A 14,627-nucleotide genomic window follows, 5' to 3' on the forward strand; every position below is an offset into this window, starting at 1 on the left:
TAATTGATTCTGATTCTCAATTTCATAGAAGCCAGTTTCCCGTCAAGCTTTTTGAGAATTAGTCTCATTCTCTTTTGCAGTTGACAGTCCCGCCTTTTCTCCAATTCTAGCCCCATGATTCGATTCCACTTAACAAAAGAAATAGGGATTCTTTGTTTATCCCTTACCCTCCTCTCCTCTTCCGCATCAGCAGAGACAAAACATCGCATAATCTCCGTAAATGGGACAGTGACTGAAATTATCTATTCGCTAAAATTGGAAAACCAATTGATTGCTGTTGATTCCACTTCCTACTTTCCGAAACAAGCGTCTTCTCTTCCAAACGTTGGATACCAAAGGACTTTGGCTACCGAAGGTATTTTAACTTTTAAACCCACACTCATTCTTGGTTTGGAATCCGCAGGTCCTCCCGCGACTATCCAAAACTTAAAAGATGCAGGCATTCTTCTCCGTTTATTTCCAGAAGAATTCAAATTAGAAACCCCAGCCAATCGCGTGTTAGAGATAGGTAAACTATTAGGAAAAGAAAAACAAGCAACGGTTTTAGCAAAATCAATCAACGAACAGATACAAAATCTAAAAATAAACAAATCCAATCTTAAAGTTCTCTTTATCTATTCAAGAAATCCTAGTTCCGTATTTATTTCCGGAACAGGAACTGCTGCGCATGCCATGATTGAACTCTCTGGCGCAAAAAATGCAGTAAACGAATTTTCAGAATACAAACCTCTGACAAGTGAAGCACTCATAAAGGCAAACCCGGACATCATCCTCATGCCAGAAAAATCAGCCCTTGGTTTTGGTGGTGAAAAAGCCATTTGGGAAATCAATGGAATGGAGTTCACAAGAGCTGGAAAAGAAAAAAACTTAATCCTTGTTGATGACCTTTTGCTTTTAGGATTTGGTCCAAGGTTACCGCTTGTTTTAAAAACTCTAAATGATCAATGGAAACTCATCGAATGAAGAAAAAAATTATCTTCATTATTTTTTGCGCACTCTTTTCCATTGTCTCCGCAGTAACATCTTCACTACTCGGAGCGATGAATATACATCTTACGGATTTATTTCAGAGTGATAGCATAGAATCTCGAGTATTTTTTGAACTAAGAGTTCCGAGAATTCTTCTTGGTCTTATGGTAGGAGGGTCGTTGGCATGGTCTGGTGCTTTAGCACAAGGCCTCTTTCGAAATCCGATTGTTGATCCAGGTCTAATTGGTATCACTGCAGGTTGTTCTCTATTTGCAGCAATTGCCATTGTCCTAGGTACATCCATTCCCTTTTTGCATTCTATCTGGAGTGTTGTTTTATTCTCATTTTTTGGAGGAATTTTATCCTCGTTTATCATTTTCATTTTTTCAAAATCAAAAGGAAGGACCGATATCTTCACTCTATTACTCTCAGGAATAGCGGTAAACGCCATTTGTATATCTGCTATTGGAATTCTGAGTTATATTGCAAACGAAGCACAACTCCGAAATCTTTCTCTTTGGAATATGGGAAGTTTGGGTGGTGCCTCTTGGTCTAATATAAAATCTTTTTCATGTTTTTTTATTTTTCCAATCTTAGTCAGCCCATTGATTTCCAAACAATTAAATGTATTTATCCTAGGAGAACTTGAAGCAAGCCATCTTGGAATATCGACAGAACTCTTAAAAACCATCATCATACTTCTTATCGGAATCAGTGTGGGTGCTTGCATTTCACTAGTAGGAAATATCGGGTTTGTCGGTCTCGCAGTTCCACATATTGTTCGTTTGGTGATCGGACAGGACTATAGATTCCTACTTATTTCCACTTACCTATTAGGAGGAGGTCTACTCTGTTTTGCAGATGGAATTTGTAGAGTCATCATTGCTCCATCCGAAATTCCGGTAGGGATAGCAACAGCCCTTCTAGGCTCGCCTTTTTTTCTAAGTTTAATTCGAAAAAGGATAAACCATGTATGACAATTGAAGCAATTGACTTAGACTATGCAATAGGTTCCAAACAAATACTTTCTAAAATAGAACTCAAAATTTGTCCTGGCGAGCTTCATGTTCTCATCGGACGAAACGGAGCGGGCAAATCATCCCTATTCCATATGTTATGCGGTGATATAACTCCACAAAATGGAAATATCTATTTAGATGGGATTGAATTGACCAAATACTCAAAAAATCAATTGGCAAAGATAAGGGCTGTCCTTACCCAGGAGACAAACATAACGTTTCCCATCAATTCCGAAGAGGTAATCGGACTTGGTCGCCATCCGCATAAGGTAGATATTCACAGAGACAGAGAGATTGTCCAAACTTGTTTAAAAATCACTGACTCTATTGAACAAAAAGAACAAAACTATGCCACCTTATCAGGTGGAGAAAAACAAAAGGTCAATTTCGGCAGAATCCTTGCCCAAGCTTGGGAGACACCACCAAGATATATATTTCTTGATGAACCCGTATCCGCCCTGGACATCCCAAACCAATACAAAACACTTAATGTATGCAAACATATGACAGAACAAGGTTATGCAGTCTTCATGATATTACATGACTTAAACCTTGCTGCTTTATATGCAGATACAATTACTCTACTTCACAAAGGAAAAATTCTTAAATCAGGCAAGCCAAAAGAAGTGTTAACGTTAGAAAATTTGGAAACTGCGTTTGGTATGAAAGCAAGAATTCTCAGCTCACCAGAAGGAAATTTTATCATTCCAGAAATCATAGGAGAACCAATATGAATGAAAACTTAAAACAACAGTGGGAAACTTTATCAAAAGATATGCCCAAACTCAGAATCAGAGATGCTGCCAAACATTTAAACGTAAGCGAAGCAGAACTCCTTGCTACAAAAATTGGCACTTCAGTCAAACTGCTAAAACCAGATTGGGCTGGGTTTCTTTTGAACACCACAAACCTCGGTTATGTGATGGCACTTACAAGAAATGAATCTTGTGTTCATGAAAGAAAAGGTGTGTATAGAAATGTATCAGTCAACGGACAAACAGCTCTCGCCGTTGGAGAAGATATTGACCTACGTATTTTTTTAAAAGACTGGAAGTATGGCTTCTACGTTGAGGAAACAAAAGAAACCGGAATCACTCGTAGTTTTCAGTTCTTTGATTCCAAAGGAGAAGCTGTACACAAAATTTACCAGACAGAAAAATCAACAACCGAAGGCTGGGAGATCGCAAAAACACAATTCATCGATGATAATCAATCGTTCCAATTACCTTCGAAGGTGAAAGAACCAAAAAAAGAAACTAATGATCCAAAAGATATTCCACAGTTTCTTGAAGCATGGAGTAAACTCGAAGACACTCACGACTTTTTCTCTTTAATTCGTAAGTACAATTATTCAAGGGAATTTTCACTGAAAGCTGCAAACGGAAAGTTTTCCTTCAAAGTTTCGAAAGTAGATTTATTGAACTTAATGGAAAAAGTAAGTAAACTCGAAATGGATATAATGATCTTTGTTGGGAACCCTGGAATGATCCAAATTCATACAGGCAAAATACAAAAGCTAGAACCTATGGGCCCTTGGTTTAATGTCCTTGATCCAGAATTTAACCTACATTTAAGAACCGACCTTATTGAATCTATTTGGATTGTCGACAAACCAACAAAAGACGGATTAGTCACTTCAATAGAAGTATTTGACCATGAAGAGAATCTTATCTTACAGATGTTTGGAAAAAGAAAACCAGGTATCCCTCAATCTGATCTCTGGTTCCAGTTATCCCGCGAGTACGTAAATAAAACGGAGGAACTAAACCCTTCTTTTGTATAAATTGTTAGGGAAATCAAGTTTCATTTGAAAACCTTGGGTACCATCAATACTCAAGGTTCCTCCCATTTGTTTTTCCGCTATAATCTTCGCTAAACTTAATCCCAACTTTTTCTGTTTTCCCAAATCAAAATCTTTTGGTAAACCGACGCCATTATCCAAATATTCAAAATGACAAATGGTATCATCTAACGAAAACCGAATTACGATCTTACCACTAACGAGTGTAGAGAAAGCATATTTTATACTATTCGATAGTAGCTCAGTAAAGATTAATCCAAGGGGAACGGCAGTATCCAAAAGCAAAGACCCTTCTCCAACCTGAATATCAATGGAAATATCCTTCCCCGCAGAAGGATAAGCTTGCTTAACCAATTCTACCAAAGATTCCAAGTATGCAGAAACCTTAATTTCGCTTAAGTCTTTGTTAGCATATAAATGGTCATGTACCAAAGACATTGTTTGAATTTTAATCGAAGTGTCTTCAACAATAGACTGAATATTTTTGTCTTCCGGGAAATCAGACGCCTGGATCATTAAAATCGAACGAACCAACTGTATTGAATTTTTTGTTCTATGGAAAATTTCAGAAACTAAATTTTCTTTTTCGCGCAAAGACTTCTGAATCATCTCCGAATAAATTTTATTCTCTTCAATTTCTTTACATAAAAGCTGATTAGTGTGTATTAATTTCTCATATGGATCATTGATCGCGGCGATAAATACCGCTTTATAAATTAAATAAAATGCACCAATTTTATATATATGACCTAAAACATTATAAACATCAAATACGCTAGTGTATACGGCGAAGACCATTTCACTAAAAATACAAACCATAAAGGCAGACAAATAGTATTGAAGTTGCCTTTTGGAAGTGTAAAAATTTGCTCTACTATAAAGGATCAGAGACAAAAAAAGAAATGCAATAATCACATATTCGGCATTTTTCTTGAAAGTAGTTAGCCCTTTCCCTTGCTCATAGGTTTTCGGAATCCAATCGTTATAAAATATAACAAGTAGAAAAACTATGCCAACCAAAAGAAAGGCAAAGAATATAAGTGTCCTTTCTTTGATTAACTTGTATTGTTTGTTCGGCTTTATAAAAATTGCAACAAACAATACAAATGCGGTTATCCCCCGCGAAAATATCCAAAACTGCGATGATTTATTTCCAGAGTTAGGAGTCACAAAGTCAGGCATTCCTGCATATCCCAATGCATGCATAAAATCGATCAAACCAACAGCAAGGAAACCAATTCCAAGAAACAAAGTATGTGGGTTTTGACTTTGGGAATAGGAATAGTACCCCAATCCAAAGATTGAAAAAGATACGATAACGCTAAAAATTTCAGTAACGTTGTGGAAAACTAAAAAATAACCAATCTCATACTCACGGTAAAAATACCCAGGGAATGTACCCACAATTAAGAGAGGGAAAATAGAAAAAAGTATAACCCACAAATAAAAACGATTATTGCGCAATAGAGTGAAATATAAACTGAGGCCCGACATTCTTTAGCAGGCTATTACATATAAAATATTGAATTTAGCAAGGAATTATTTTAAATGCAGAGAGAAAGTAAAACCTTGATTAAAATGGATTTTCAAATAATATCTAAAGAAATCAATGTAATATCATCTTTAGAAACCTGCCTCATTCGAGACAACCGATCTAATAAATTTTTATGAAACAATTCCGAACGTTCTCCAATAATAGATGATATTTCAGGAAACAAAATTGATTCAGGTTCTTCGTCTGATTTTAGATTTTCGTACAATCCGTCCGTAAAAATTAAAATCCTATCTCCTTCTTGTAAATCAACTACTCTTTCTTCATATGCAAAGGTAGAACGAACACCCAGCAGAAGCCCCGGGCACTCGAATGATTCTATTTCTCGATTACGAATCAAAATAAAAGGAGGATTTCCTGCTGAACTAAAACATAATTTCATATTTTCAAAATCGATATAGAAATAGGCAGCACTCACGAAACGAGCATGAAGACTTGTGCATAAAAAACGGTTCATTGCAGCTACCAACTCTTTCGGTGACTCCTTAAATTCTTTCGCATTCCGAAATGCAATTTTAACTGTTGAGGAATCGAGTGCTGCACTTACCCCATGACCAGTTACATCGGCAATTACCAAACCAAAACCTTCAGAGAATTCAAAGTAATCATAAAAGTCTCCACCTACATCATAAAGAGGAAGGTAAGAAACCACCATGGACAACTTCTGGTTCGTTGGCAATTTATCTGGCAAAATTCGCATTTGGATCTTTCGAGCTGTTTCTAGATCCTTTTTAATTGTTGTTAGCTGATTTTGAGCGAGAAGGTTTTCTTCTAACAAAAACCGAAGCCGCCTACCCAATGCTAAGGAAAACAAAATAACTTCGAATGCGGTACCAATTTGAACTCCATACCGACCGAAAGTAGAAAAAGGAATGAGGGAAGCCTTTGTCAAAGAATCAAAAATAACACCTACAAACAAAGTAAACCATGCAAGCAAAAAGAACAGAGAAGATTTAACTCCCTTTATATATGAGTAAGCTCCTGCAGACATTAGCAATAAAAACAAATACGGAAAGGTGTAAATAAAAGAAACTTCCATCCAGTTATGCGGAAGAACAAAAGAAACCATAGACATGATTCCGAAACCGATAACACTAAATAGTATGAGAAGGTGTAATCGCGGATTAACTTTTTTTAGATTTAAAAAAGATAGAGAGAATAAACCCACAAACATTAAGGATGCATTTACACTAACATACAAGTAAGGTTTAATCGACATCGCTAGTTCAGGGACAAGCAACTGTTTGAAAAACCCACCAAGCAATGAATAGTTGATTCCAAGAGTTGTCAAGTAAAGGCAATAGTAAACATATGCTTTTTCTCGAACGCTGACATAAATCAAAAGATTGTATAACAAAAGTGCAAAGATAATTCCAAAATAAATTCCATTGGCCACGTAATCTCTTTCTATCCGATCAAAAAAAGAATTTATCTTCCAAATGCGAAATGGCGCATTCAAGATTCCCGAATTTCTTATATGTGCATAAATGGTTCTTTTTTCCAAAGGATTCAATGCCAACTTGTAAGTTGGATTTCTATGTGGCACTTCTCTTGCTTCGAAAGCACCAGAACCGTTAAAAGTTTTTTTAACCACTTCCCCATTAGATTCCCAACCTAACAAAACCGTGTCGACCCAAGGAGATTCTAATTCAAGAACATAATCCGTCGGTTCATTTTCTGGATTTACCAAATCAAATTTTACCCAGACGGATGGCTTCCAATAGCCAAAATGGTATTTCATTTCATGAGCTTTTGACCAGACTGCATCGCCTGCTAGGATTTGTTCCAAGGTTTTGGTTTCAAATGTATATTGAATGAGGGGACGTTCAGGGAACCGATTGCCACAAGAGATTAAAACCAGAATGAATAGAAATAAATTAATTCTGCGATTAAGTTTCATCGGCACGTAACGGGTCTAATGCCAGTGTTAAGATAGATGCCAACTCCTGAAATTCAAATTCAAAATTAAGGAGAAAACGTATTGCCAAAATCCCTAAAGAAGAGATATTCATGGCAAATCAAGGAGATAGGTTCATGTCAGCAAAATTTGAAATTTACAAAGATAAGGCAGGAGAATTCCGCTTTCGCTTAAAAGCAGCCAACGGGGAAATCATCGCATCTAGCGAAGGTTATTCTTCGAAACAAGCCTGCGAAAACGGCATTGACTCAGTAAAGTCTAATGCCGGCACTGCGGAAATCGTTGATCAAACGTAAGAACAACAATAGTCTGTTACAGTTTGGATTTTTAATTTAAACTTGGATCCAGCAGGGACTTCAAATACAGACTGACCGTCAATTTGAAGCCATGTTTCGGATCCAGGCAATAACACGGATAGTTTTCCTGACTGGATTTCCATGATTTCCTTTTGGTCGGTTCCAAATTCATACTCTCCGGGCATCATAATTCCCAAAGTTTTCTTTTCCCCATTGGGGAACAGGACCGTGCGGCTTGTGACTTTCCCATCGAAATAAATGTTGGCTGGTTTTAGTACTGTTACGGATGCAAATGAACTCATACAGACCAAAAACCGGAACCGCTCGAGACTTCCAAGTGAATTCCAATTCCAAGATCTCATTGATTTGGCATTAAAAAGTGTTTGCGAAATTCGAAAGTACCAGAACGGTGAAGTCAGTGCCCATAAAGACCTCACAAAAATCAGAGAACAAAAAGCAACAAGCTAGGGAAAAATCCATCGAAAGGATCCTCTCCTCTGCCATTGCTTTATTTGCAAAACATGGGTTCTCTCAAACCACCATGGAAATGATTGCCAACCACGCAAAAATTTCTAAGGGACTTGCTTATAATTATTTCAAAAGCAAAAATCAAATTTTTGAACAAATCATCGACACTCACCTCGCCAAACAAGAGAAATTCTACAAAACCATCCCACCAAACCTTTCTGCGAAAGAATATGTAAGGGAATTTTTTAACCGTTCGATCCAATTTGCAAAAGAAGAAAGAAAAACCATGGTTTTGATTTCTGTATGTCTTTTCCAACCAGGTTCTGTCTCACTTTCCAAAAAGATGGTAGAAAATGTGGAAAAACGGTTTGCCCCTTTCAAAGAGGCGATGAGAGAAAGATTCCGATCCTATGGGATCAAAGAACCTGACAAAGAAATGATCCTTATCAAAACCTTTCTCCATGGTGTGATTATGAGCCAACACTTCAATGATACAACTACTTGTACGCCAACAATCATTGAAATGGTTCTTGAAAGATACGATTACAAAAACTAAAGTCCTTACTCCCCCACCCCACCTGGAATTTTTAAAATAAGCAGATTCGTTGTAGCAGTGGCTAGAAGTTTGTCTTTTTCAGTCCTCATTTCACCTATCATATGAATGGTGGAAAACCCTTTTGCTTCCACAGAAGCAGTTACAATCACTCGTTGGCCAACAGCCACTCCTCGAATGTATTGAATATTCATATCAATTGTTGTAGTAGGACGTTTTGCCACTAGATAACTAAGAGGACCAAAGGCATTATCAAAGGCAGCGGCAATCACACCACCTTGCATCATACCCATTGGATTTGCTTGTTCTTCTGAAACCGGAAAGGCAACAGTAATACTTTTCCCTTTGGTGTATGATAAAATTTCAGCATTCATTGCTAAAAAAATCGGAGGGGGTACAGTAATCTTTCTGCCTCCGTGATTGAAATTAGCGGTCATTTCTTCTAAGATTTTTTGGGTTTCTTCGGTTGTAAGTGTTTGCATAAAACAACCTCCATATGTTACCAATTGTAACATTATTTGTTTTTTATTCAAGAAAAAATGTTGCCACTGGTAACTTATTTATCAAAATTATATTGTGAAACGGGTCTCTTACCATCATGGTGATTTGAAAAATTCAATCATCAAATCTTGTCATAAATTGTTACAAAAAAAAGGTGCTGCCGATTTTTCACTGAGGGAAGTTGCGACTCTTTCCGGAGTCTCTCATGCAGCGGTTTATCGACATTTTCAAGACAAAGAGGAAGTATTAGAAATATTATCTTCCATTGGATTTGACAGGCTCGGCTCTTTACAAAAAAAAATTCCTCAAATTACAGAGAATCCAGATGAGTACTTTGTTAAACTAGGTTTGGTTTACATTCAATTTGCTGTTAAAAATCCAAATTACTATAGGCTCATGTTTCAGACAAAAAGATCGAATGAATCATCAGTCTTAAAACGATCTAAAATAAAATCTTACGCTATTTTAGTACGAGGTTGTAGATTCTACTTAAAAGCAAAACGGAGAAAAGACAACCGCAGAAGTTTTGCTCTGATGGCTTGGTCTTTGGTCCATGGTTATAGCAATTTATGTATAGAAACTGACTTTCCTGATACCGAGAGCAGAACACTTAAAAAATCTAAGATGGAAATAGCTGAAGACATCTTACGTTTTGCTATTTAAGTAAAAATACTCTGCTTTTTAGAGTCTGAGCGCTTCAAATTTTTCCAAAAATTCAGATTTTTCTCTGACAAATTTCATTGGATTTTCTTTACCATATTCACAATAATACACCATTTGTTGGCCATCGTTCGCATTGGTGCAATTTTTGGCTTCATCCAACTTTAGATATAAATTCCCCGTTTTTTTATGTTTATAAACTAACATTAAATCTCCTCTTCATCACAACATTTTTAGGTCATCAATTACATTTGAGGTATTTTCCATAAGGGAATATTGTTTTGAGTTTCCATCCAATTTTTCCAAATCAAATTTAAAGCGCCTTGTAAGGATTCTGGTGAGGGTAGATTGGAAATTTGGGAGTGGGTAGATTTTGATAGAGTCCTTTCACTCCAACTTTTGAATTCTTCCCAAGGACTTTTTTTTTGTACTTTATTTTGTACCTCTAATGTACTGATAAAGGAGGGCTGAATTTTTTCCAAACCTGCATTGGAATTTTTGGTAGGACGGACCTGGAGAGTTTCTACAACTTCTTTCAATTCTTGGGTTGGAATTTTCTCCAAGGCTATTTTTTCTAAGGTTATCTCTTTGGCTTTCGGGTTGGAAAAAATAGGTCGTAAATACCTTCTTCTTCCATCAAATCCGGTTTGTTCCAAAAGACCGAGTTTTTTTAGAGAAGTGATGAGTCTAGAAATGGTATCCATCTTGAGACCAAGAACTTCACCAAAATATCGGTTAGATGCAAAACACCCGCCTTTATCATGTAAGGATACAATTTCTGCATATAATTTGGTTTGGCTATGAGAGAGATTCAATTTCTCAATCCAAACGGGAATCCAAATTCCTGTTCGATTTGTTTTCATTTTAGGTTCCTTCTCCCAAACGAACACATCTCCGGCTACGAGCGTTTGGTTGTTTTATGCCAATACACCTATGGTGCATCTCCCCTACACTACTTTGGAAAGTTTGTTTTTGTTTCTGACAAACCTTCGGTCAAACTAGAGAAGAGAAAGTTTGGAAGTTCTTACGAACGTCCTCTCGGAACTTTTTTAGAAATTCCGGTTTGAACAATAACGGCATTGTGGTAGAGCCGTGTTCGGTTGTGTGACCCGAACGTTCCCCATATGTACAAGTTTAAAATTTTCGTCAAGTGAAAAATGAGACATAATTCTGGTGAGGTCTCATTGGAATTGATATTTGGGGAGGGATGGAAAATGGCCCCGGGTCGCTACCACACTTCCCAGGGCTTTTATTGTTCAACCCGGTTAAGGATTAAGAACAATTTAGCCTTCTATGGAATGGAGTACAAGTTTTTTTCTATTCCTTTGCTAAAAAAATAAGTTCAGGGAAACTCTCTTGAAATTGGAAAATTTCGAAGATTTATTTTTTGAACTTACGAATGGTTTCCTCAAGGATCGTTTTTTCCTTTTGTAGCAGAGAGATTTTTTCCTTAATTTTAAGAAGTTTGGATTTTAGATCCTTTAGTTCTAAATTGCCTAGTTTGGGTTTTGTTTGTTTAGGTTTGTTTGGTTTTAATGGACGAACAAAATCCCTAAGGTCGTTACGAGAAGGGAAGTCACCTTTTTTCTCTAACCCTTTGATAAGATAATCGATAGCTTTTTTTCTATTGGGAACATCGAGTGGAGCAATTTCGGTGAATAAACTTGTAGGAATTTGGAAGATGGGGTGACTTTTGTCTGATGTTGTATTGATATTTGATTCTTTTAGAATTTCTGCATGAGCGATTTTTGTTTTTACCCACTGTCCAGATTTGTTGATACGTTTTGCCAATTGTTCATTGGTTTCTTTGTGTCTATTTTTTAGTTCTTGGAGTGAAAGTGCCAAATCAGATTCTGAAAGATCTTCACGTTGCAAGTTTTCTACCAACTTGATTTCGGGTAATTTAGAAACATCAATTTGTTCTACGTTTTTAACGATCGCAAGAATGGTTTTTCTTTTGAGAAGTTTGTGTGCTCTGAAACGTCTTTCTCCATTGATGAGTTCATATTTCCCTGCTTTTTTTCTGACAACAATTGGTTGTAAAAGTCCATATTGGGAAATAGATTCTGCTAATTCTCGGATAGTGGATTCGTTAAATGTTCTTCGTGGGTTGTTTTCTGTTAATATCTGGTCGATAGGGATGTCTGTTGCATTGTGATTAGTAGTCCCTTCTTCTTTTAGGAATGGGTTTAGAGAAGAGGTTCTAGCTGTGGCTCTAGAAAGAATATCTGCTGGATTATAGTTTGCTTTGTTTTTCATAATTTTGATAAAGTACGCCGGCGTACTTTATTTTAGTTTCTCCGCTAAAGTTTCAAAAGCTTTCCAAGGGGTGCTTCCTTCTTGTAGAGGTTTTCCGGTTTCTGTACGGTCCCGAATGCTGTCATTTTTCGGAATCGGTTCCAGGATTTTTAACGACTTTATTGTGTTTAGTTTTTCGAGAAGGTCCATTTGTTTTTGGGAAGTCCCCCACTGAGAGGGGAGAATCATCACTGATTTTTTTTTGGATTGTTCATCGAACCTTTCTGCTTCTTCTACTTTTTTGAGAACTTGAGCAACAGTCCGTACTGCCCATTTGGAAGGTGTTACTGGGACAAGAATAACTGATGCAGGTAAATAAGAGGCTATGTTTTCTGAAGATCCTGATCCGGGTGTGTCGATTACTACGTAATCGTATTTGGCCTTCAGTAAAATGTTTTTTAGGCGAGGGATCATGGAAAAATCTTTTGATGCAAGATAACTTAAATCGGAAAGTTCGATGATTGAGGGTAATACATCTATGTTGTTTGCTGGTTTTACAGACTCGGCTAGTGTTGTCTCTGCGTTTAAAACAGTGAGAGTGTTTCCTGAATCAAAAAATTCAACTGGTTCTTCAGGGAAAAAGAAGTCGGAAAGATCTGCTTGTGGGTCCATGTCTATAGCTAAGGTGGTGCCTTTTTTGGAAAGAGCCAGAGCTAAATGGATGGCAGTAGTTGATTTGGAAGTTCCGCCTTTGATATTGGCAACTGTTATGATCTTCATTGCAAAATGAGTTTGCGATTTAGCCTTCTTGGTGCAATTAAAAATCAATTTCTAGAATATTTTTTAAAAAGTACGCCGGCGTACTTCGAATTCTGATGAATCTTTGAGACTTCACCTATGGATCTTTATGTGAATTTATATTATAAAATAACCTCTGCGCAAAGGATCGTAGCGGAAATCCTTTCCCAGGGGGAAAGATTGCAGCGGAGAGCCTGGTCGTTTGTCGGGAGACAAGGATAGAGTAAGAGATTCGATGCGCCCAAATATTTTCTTCGGGTTTTTATTTTGGCTTTGGAGAAAAAATTCTTGTACTATTTTTTGCGGATTGTTAGAGTGATCGTAACCCCTTTAACCGGGTGATGTAAACTCTCTGGATTGTGTGGAAGCAGTTCAGAGAGACTTCTCTCCTCTAATATCCCCTACTCTTTCTAAAAAACTTTTGTTACAATGTTTCAGAACGGACCCGTTCTAATTAATTTGCCATCTAGCAGATGCGTTCGGGCTTAGAATTATGTCACATTAAAACTTGACAGAAAATGGAATCTGGTGCTAATAGAGATAGGGTAGGGGAGGTGTCTCCATACCCAAAAGCGGTCTTCCACAATTTAAACCGCTTAAATACATCACCTGGAATTCAAAAGAATTCCAAATAGGACGTTCGTAAGAACTTCCCAGTTTTTTAGTAACAGCACCGAAGGTTTGTCTTTCTGTTGTTACAAATCCAAAGGAAGAAACCTTCTTTTGGAAGCCGAAGGCTTTTGTTGGGCACAAGGGGTCGTTATGAGTGAATCAAAAAGAACAGGTGTTTGGGTCGCCCAATGGATGGAAGATTTGGGTCTTACGCCGAATCAGACTAGGTTGTATGCAGAGATAGTTTCTTTGGATGCAAAGGGCGGATGTTTTGCTTCGAATGAATATTTAGGAGCAGTTTTGCGATTGAAACGAGATACGGTGTCACGATTGGTTTCGCAACTAAAAGCAAAGGGGCTTTTGAAACAAACTGGTTTTGATGGAAGGAAGCGGTATTTAAAACCAGAGTTACCAACTACCGAATCTGAATTGGATCTTAGTCAGAGAAAGGATGTAACTTCTGGGCTGCAGATAAAACCCCGAATAGGAATCAAATCCAAACCTGAGTCTTCTACGGCTCCAAAGCCTTCTCTTAAATACGAAGTACATACAAATATACAAAATAGTGTTTTGAAAAAAGATAAGGAATCAGATTGGGATGAGTTTTTGCGTTGGAGTGAAAAGAGACTTTCGTTGTCTACGAGGTTCGTGCTTTCCCAGGTCCGAGGACCTGAGGCATTGAGTGGGTTACAACTTTCTTATTGGGAACGCTGGAAGGCAAATCCATCCTAGGTTTCATTTGGCATGGATGAAGATGGTTTTCATTACTCAGATTTTGCCAAAGGTCATTTAACTTGGGTGATGTCTTGGTGGAATTGTTTTCTTCCGCCTGGGTATTCGATGATGTATACGCATTGACAAGATTCCCAAGCAGGGCTTGCGAAAAAATAATTGCCGCTTTCTGTTTGGCAAGAATCTTGTTTGGGTTTGATTTTATGGGTTGAAATAAGGCGCCCAAGGTCTTCGGCCTCTACTTCATCTAGTTGGATGGATTCTTGTTCTAAAAGAATAGAAGTGAGTTTTGGGGAAGTGGAGAGTAGGTTTGTAGCATTGACACAAGTGCTCCTTCTCATTGCTAAGCTGCCTGATTCAATGGCTTGTTGGCTCGCTTTTGCAGAAACAGCTGCATAAAAAACTTCTGTCCCATTTTGAGTTTTCCATTCGGATTTTAATGGCGTATAACTTTGGCAGGCGGTAATAAATAGTAGAATGAAAGGAATTGTAAATTTCATGGTTTGAGTC

General features: G+C 37.4%; 17 protein-coding genes. 8 read left to right on the forward strand and 9 right to left on the reverse strand.

Annotation, left to right across the window (positions count from 1 at the left end):
* The first annotated feature begins 114 nt into the window (after positions 1–114).
* From LEP1GSC203_RS14505 to LEP1GSC203_RS14520, 4 genes are read left to right on the forward strand one after another with little or no spacing between them, the layout of a single operon-like run.
* Entirely contained in the window at positions 115–963 is an 849-nt protein-coding gene (locus LEP1GSC203_RS14505) for a heme/hemin ABC transporter substrate-binding protein (protein WP_002974845.1), read from the forward strand.
* Positions 960–1,946: a FecCD family ABC transporter permease gene (locus tag LEP1GSC203_RS14510; protein ID WP_002974851.1), complete on the forward strand. Its 987-nt coding sequence runs from the start codon at positions 960–962 to the stop codon at positions 1,944–1,946. The genes LEP1GSC203_RS14505 and LEP1GSC203_RS14510 overlap by 4 nt, the downstream gene beginning before the upstream one ends.
* A complete protein-coding gene (locus LEP1GSC203_RS14515; RefSeq protein WP_002974827.1) occupies positions 1,943–2,722 on the forward strand; it encodes a heme ABC transporter ATP-binding protein in 780 nt (259 codons plus the stop codon). Before LEP1GSC203_RS14510 ends, LEP1GSC203_RS14515 begins: the two co-directional genes overlap by 4 nt.
* Positions 2,719–3,771, forward strand: coding sequence for a hemin-degrading factor (locus LEP1GSC203_RS14520; protein WP_002974826.1), 1,053 nt, complete (start codon positions 2,719–2,721; stop codon positions 3,769–3,771). The genes LEP1GSC203_RS14515 and LEP1GSC203_RS14520 overlap by 4 nt, the downstream gene beginning before the upstream one ends.
* On the opposite strand, the gene LEP1GSC203_RS14525 is transcribed toward LEP1GSC203_RS14520, so the two are convergent.
* Both LEP1GSC203_RS14525 and LEP1GSC203_RS14530 read right to left on the reverse strand, forming a co-directional pair.
* Positions 3,751–5,283 (reverse strand): MASE3 domain-containing protein, encoded by a 1,533-nt coding sequence (locus tag LEP1GSC203_RS14525; protein ID WP_039938127.1) that lies wholly within the window; start codon positions 5,281–5,283, stop codon positions 3,751–3,753. The genes LEP1GSC203_RS14520 and LEP1GSC203_RS14525 overlap by 21 nt on opposite strands.
* Positions 5,284–5,375: 92 nt before the next feature.
* On the reverse strand, positions 5,376–7,241 hold the full coding sequence (locus LEP1GSC203_RS14530; protein WP_002974843.1) for a 7TM diverse intracellular signaling domain-containing protein: 1,866 nt from the start codon (positions 7,239–7,241) through the stop codon (positions 5,376–5,378).
* A gap of 134 nt (positions 7,242–7,375) precedes the next feature.
* On the opposite strand from LEP1GSC203_RS14530, the gene LEP1GSC203_RS14535 reads away from it, so the two are divergent.
* A complete protein-coding gene (locus LEP1GSC203_RS14535; protein WP_002974839.1) occupies positions 7,376–7,555 on the forward strand; it encodes a YegP family protein in 180 nt (59 codons plus the stop codon).
* Here the strand turns inward: LEP1GSC203_RS14535 and ppnP are convergent.
* Entirely contained in the window at positions 7,546–7,857 is a 312-nt protein-coding gene (ppnP, locus tag LEP1GSC203_RS14540; RefSeq protein WP_039938128.1) for a pyrimidine/purine nucleoside phosphorylase, read from the reverse strand. The two genes, LEP1GSC203_RS14535 and ppnP, sit on opposite strands and share 10 nt — an antisense overlap.
* 116 nt (positions 7,858–7,973) lie before the next feature.
* Here ppnP and LEP1GSC203_RS14545 point away from each other — a divergent pair, with 116 nt between their 5' ends.
* Positions 7,974–8,579, forward strand: a complete 606-nt coding sequence (locus LEP1GSC203_RS14545; protein WP_002974858.1) for a TetR/AcrR family transcriptional regulator — start codon at positions 7,974–7,976, stop codon at positions 8,577–8,579.
* A gap of 5 nt (positions 8,580–8,584) precedes the next feature.
* Here the strand turns inward: LEP1GSC203_RS14545 and LEP1GSC203_RS14550 are convergent, their stop codons facing one another.
* Positions 8,585–9,058, reverse strand: coding sequence for a PaaI family thioesterase (locus tag LEP1GSC203_RS14550; RefSeq protein WP_002974825.1), 474 nt, complete (start codon positions 9,056–9,058; stop codon positions 8,585–8,587).
* A 94-nt stretch (positions 9,059–9,152) separates the two neighbouring features.
* Between LEP1GSC203_RS14550 and LEP1GSC203_RS14555 the strand changes: the two genes are divergently transcribed.
* Positions 9,153–9,740 (forward strand): TetR/AcrR family transcriptional regulator, encoded by a 588-nt coding sequence (locus LEP1GSC203_RS14555; protein WP_039938129.1) that lies wholly within the window; start codon positions 9,153–9,155, stop codon positions 9,738–9,740.
* An 18-nt stretch (positions 9,741–9,758) separates the two neighbouring features.
* On the opposite strand, the gene LEP1GSC203_RS14560 is transcribed toward LEP1GSC203_RS14555, so the two are convergent.
* The 4 genes from LEP1GSC203_RS14560 to LEP1GSC203_RS14575 form a co-directional block, all read right to left on the reverse strand.
* Positions 9,759–9,944: a hypothetical protein gene (locus tag LEP1GSC203_RS14560; protein ID WP_002974821.1), complete on the reverse strand. Its 186-nt coding sequence runs from the start codon at positions 9,942–9,944 to the stop codon at positions 9,759–9,761.
* 38 nt (positions 9,945–9,982) lie between these two features.
* On the reverse strand, positions 9,983–10,600 hold the full coding sequence (locus tag LEP1GSC203_RS14565; RefSeq protein ID WP_002974815.1) for a helix-turn-helix domain-containing protein: 618 nt from the start codon (positions 10,598–10,600) through the stop codon (positions 9,983–9,985).
* A gap of 517 nt (positions 10,601–11,117) precedes the next feature.
* A complete protein-coding gene (locus tag LEP1GSC203_RS14570; RefSeq protein WP_002974842.1) occupies positions 11,118–11,996 on the reverse strand; it encodes a ParB/RepB/Spo0J family partition protein in 879 nt (292 codons plus the stop codon).
* Positions 11,997–12,023: 27 nt separating this feature from the next.
* A complete protein-coding gene (locus LEP1GSC203_RS14575) occupies positions 12,024–12,755 on the reverse strand; it encodes a ParA family protein (RefSeq protein WP_002974819.1) in 732 nt (243 codons plus the stop codon).
* A gap of 780 nt (positions 12,756–13,535) precedes the next feature.
* On the opposite strand from LEP1GSC203_RS14575, the gene LEP1GSC203_RS14580 reads away from it, so the two are divergent.
* Positions 13,536–14,117: a helix-turn-helix domain-containing protein gene (locus LEP1GSC203_RS14580; RefSeq protein ID WP_002974836.1), complete on the forward strand. Its 582-nt coding sequence runs from the start codon at positions 13,536–13,538 to the stop codon at positions 14,115–14,117.
* 53 nt (positions 14,118–14,170) lie between these two features.
* Here the strand turns inward: LEP1GSC203_RS14580 and LEP1GSC203_RS14585 are convergent, their stop codons facing one another.
* Positions 14,171–14,617, reverse strand: coding sequence for a hypothetical protein (locus tag LEP1GSC203_RS14585; RefSeq protein WP_002974818.1), 447 nt, complete (start codon positions 14,615–14,617; stop codon positions 14,171–14,173).
* Positions 14,618–14,627: the final 10 nt, after the last annotated feature.

Source organism: Leptospira terpstrae serovar Hualin str. LT 11-33 = ATCC 700639, from assembly GCF_000332495.1.
Lineage (GTDB): Bacteria > Spirochaetota > Leptospiria > Leptospirales > Leptospiraceae > Leptospira_A > Leptospira_A terpstrae.

Excerpts from the sequence above, each read along its gene's own strand:
- LEP1GSC203_RS14505 (WP_002974845.1), top strand. The coding sequence starts at position 115 with ATGATTCGATTCCACTTAACAAAAGAAATAGGGATTCTTTGTTTATCC.
- LEP1GSC203_RS14510 (WP_002974851.1), top strand. The coding sequence starts at position 960 with ATGAAGAAAAAAATTATCTTCATTATTTTTTGCGCACTCTTTTCCATT.
- LEP1GSC203_RS14515 (WP_002974827.1), top strand. The coding sequence starts at position 1,943 with ATGACAATTGAAGCAATTGACTTAGACTATGCAATAGGTTCCAAACAA.
- LEP1GSC203_RS14520 (WP_002974826.1), top strand. The coding sequence starts at position 2,719 with ATGAATGAAAACTTAAAACAACAGTGGGAAACTTTATCAAAAGATATG.
- LEP1GSC203_RS14525 (WP_039938127.1), bottom strand. The coding sequence starts at position 5,283 with ATGTCGGGCCTCAGTTTATATTTCACTCTATTGCGCAATAATCGTTTT.
- LEP1GSC203_RS14530 (WP_002974843.1), bottom strand. The coding sequence starts at position 7,241 with ATGAAACTTAATCGCAGAATTAATTTATTTCTATTCATTCTGGTTTTA.
- LEP1GSC203_RS14535 (WP_002974839.1), top strand. The coding sequence starts at position 7,376 with ATGTCAGCAAAATTTGAAATTTACAAAGATAAGGCAGGAGAATTCCGC.
- ppnP (WP_039938128.1), bottom strand. The coding sequence starts at position 7,857 with ATGAGTTCATTTGCATCCGTAACAGTACTAAAACCAGCCAACATTTAT.
- LEP1GSC203_RS14550 (WP_002974825.1), bottom strand. The coding sequence starts at position 9,058 with ATGCAAACACTTACAACCGAAGAAACCCAAAAAATCTTAGAAGAAATG.
- LEP1GSC203_RS14560 (WP_002974821.1), bottom strand. The coding sequence starts at position 9,944 with ATGTTAGTTTATAAACATAAAAAAACGGGGAATTTATATCTAAAGTTG.
- LEP1GSC203_RS14565 (WP_002974815.1), bottom strand. The coding sequence starts at position 10,600 with ATGAAAACAAATCGAACAGGAATTTGGATTCCCGTTTGGATTGAGAAA.
- LEP1GSC203_RS14570 (WP_002974842.1), bottom strand. The coding sequence starts at position 11,996 with ATGAAAAACAAAGCAAACTATAATCCAGCAGATATTCTTTCTAGAGCC.
- LEP1GSC203_RS14575 (WP_002974819.1), bottom strand. The coding sequence starts at position 12,755 with ATGAAGATCATAACAGTTGCCAATATCAAAGGCGGAACTTCCAAATCA.
- LEP1GSC203_RS14580 (WP_002974836.1), top strand. The coding sequence starts at position 13,536 with ATGAGTGAATCAAAAAGAACAGGTGTTTGGGTCGCCCAATGGATGGAA.
- LEP1GSC203_RS14585 (WP_002974818.1), bottom strand. The coding sequence starts at position 14,617 with ATGAAATTTACAATTCCTTTCATTCTACTATTTATTACCGCCTGCCAA.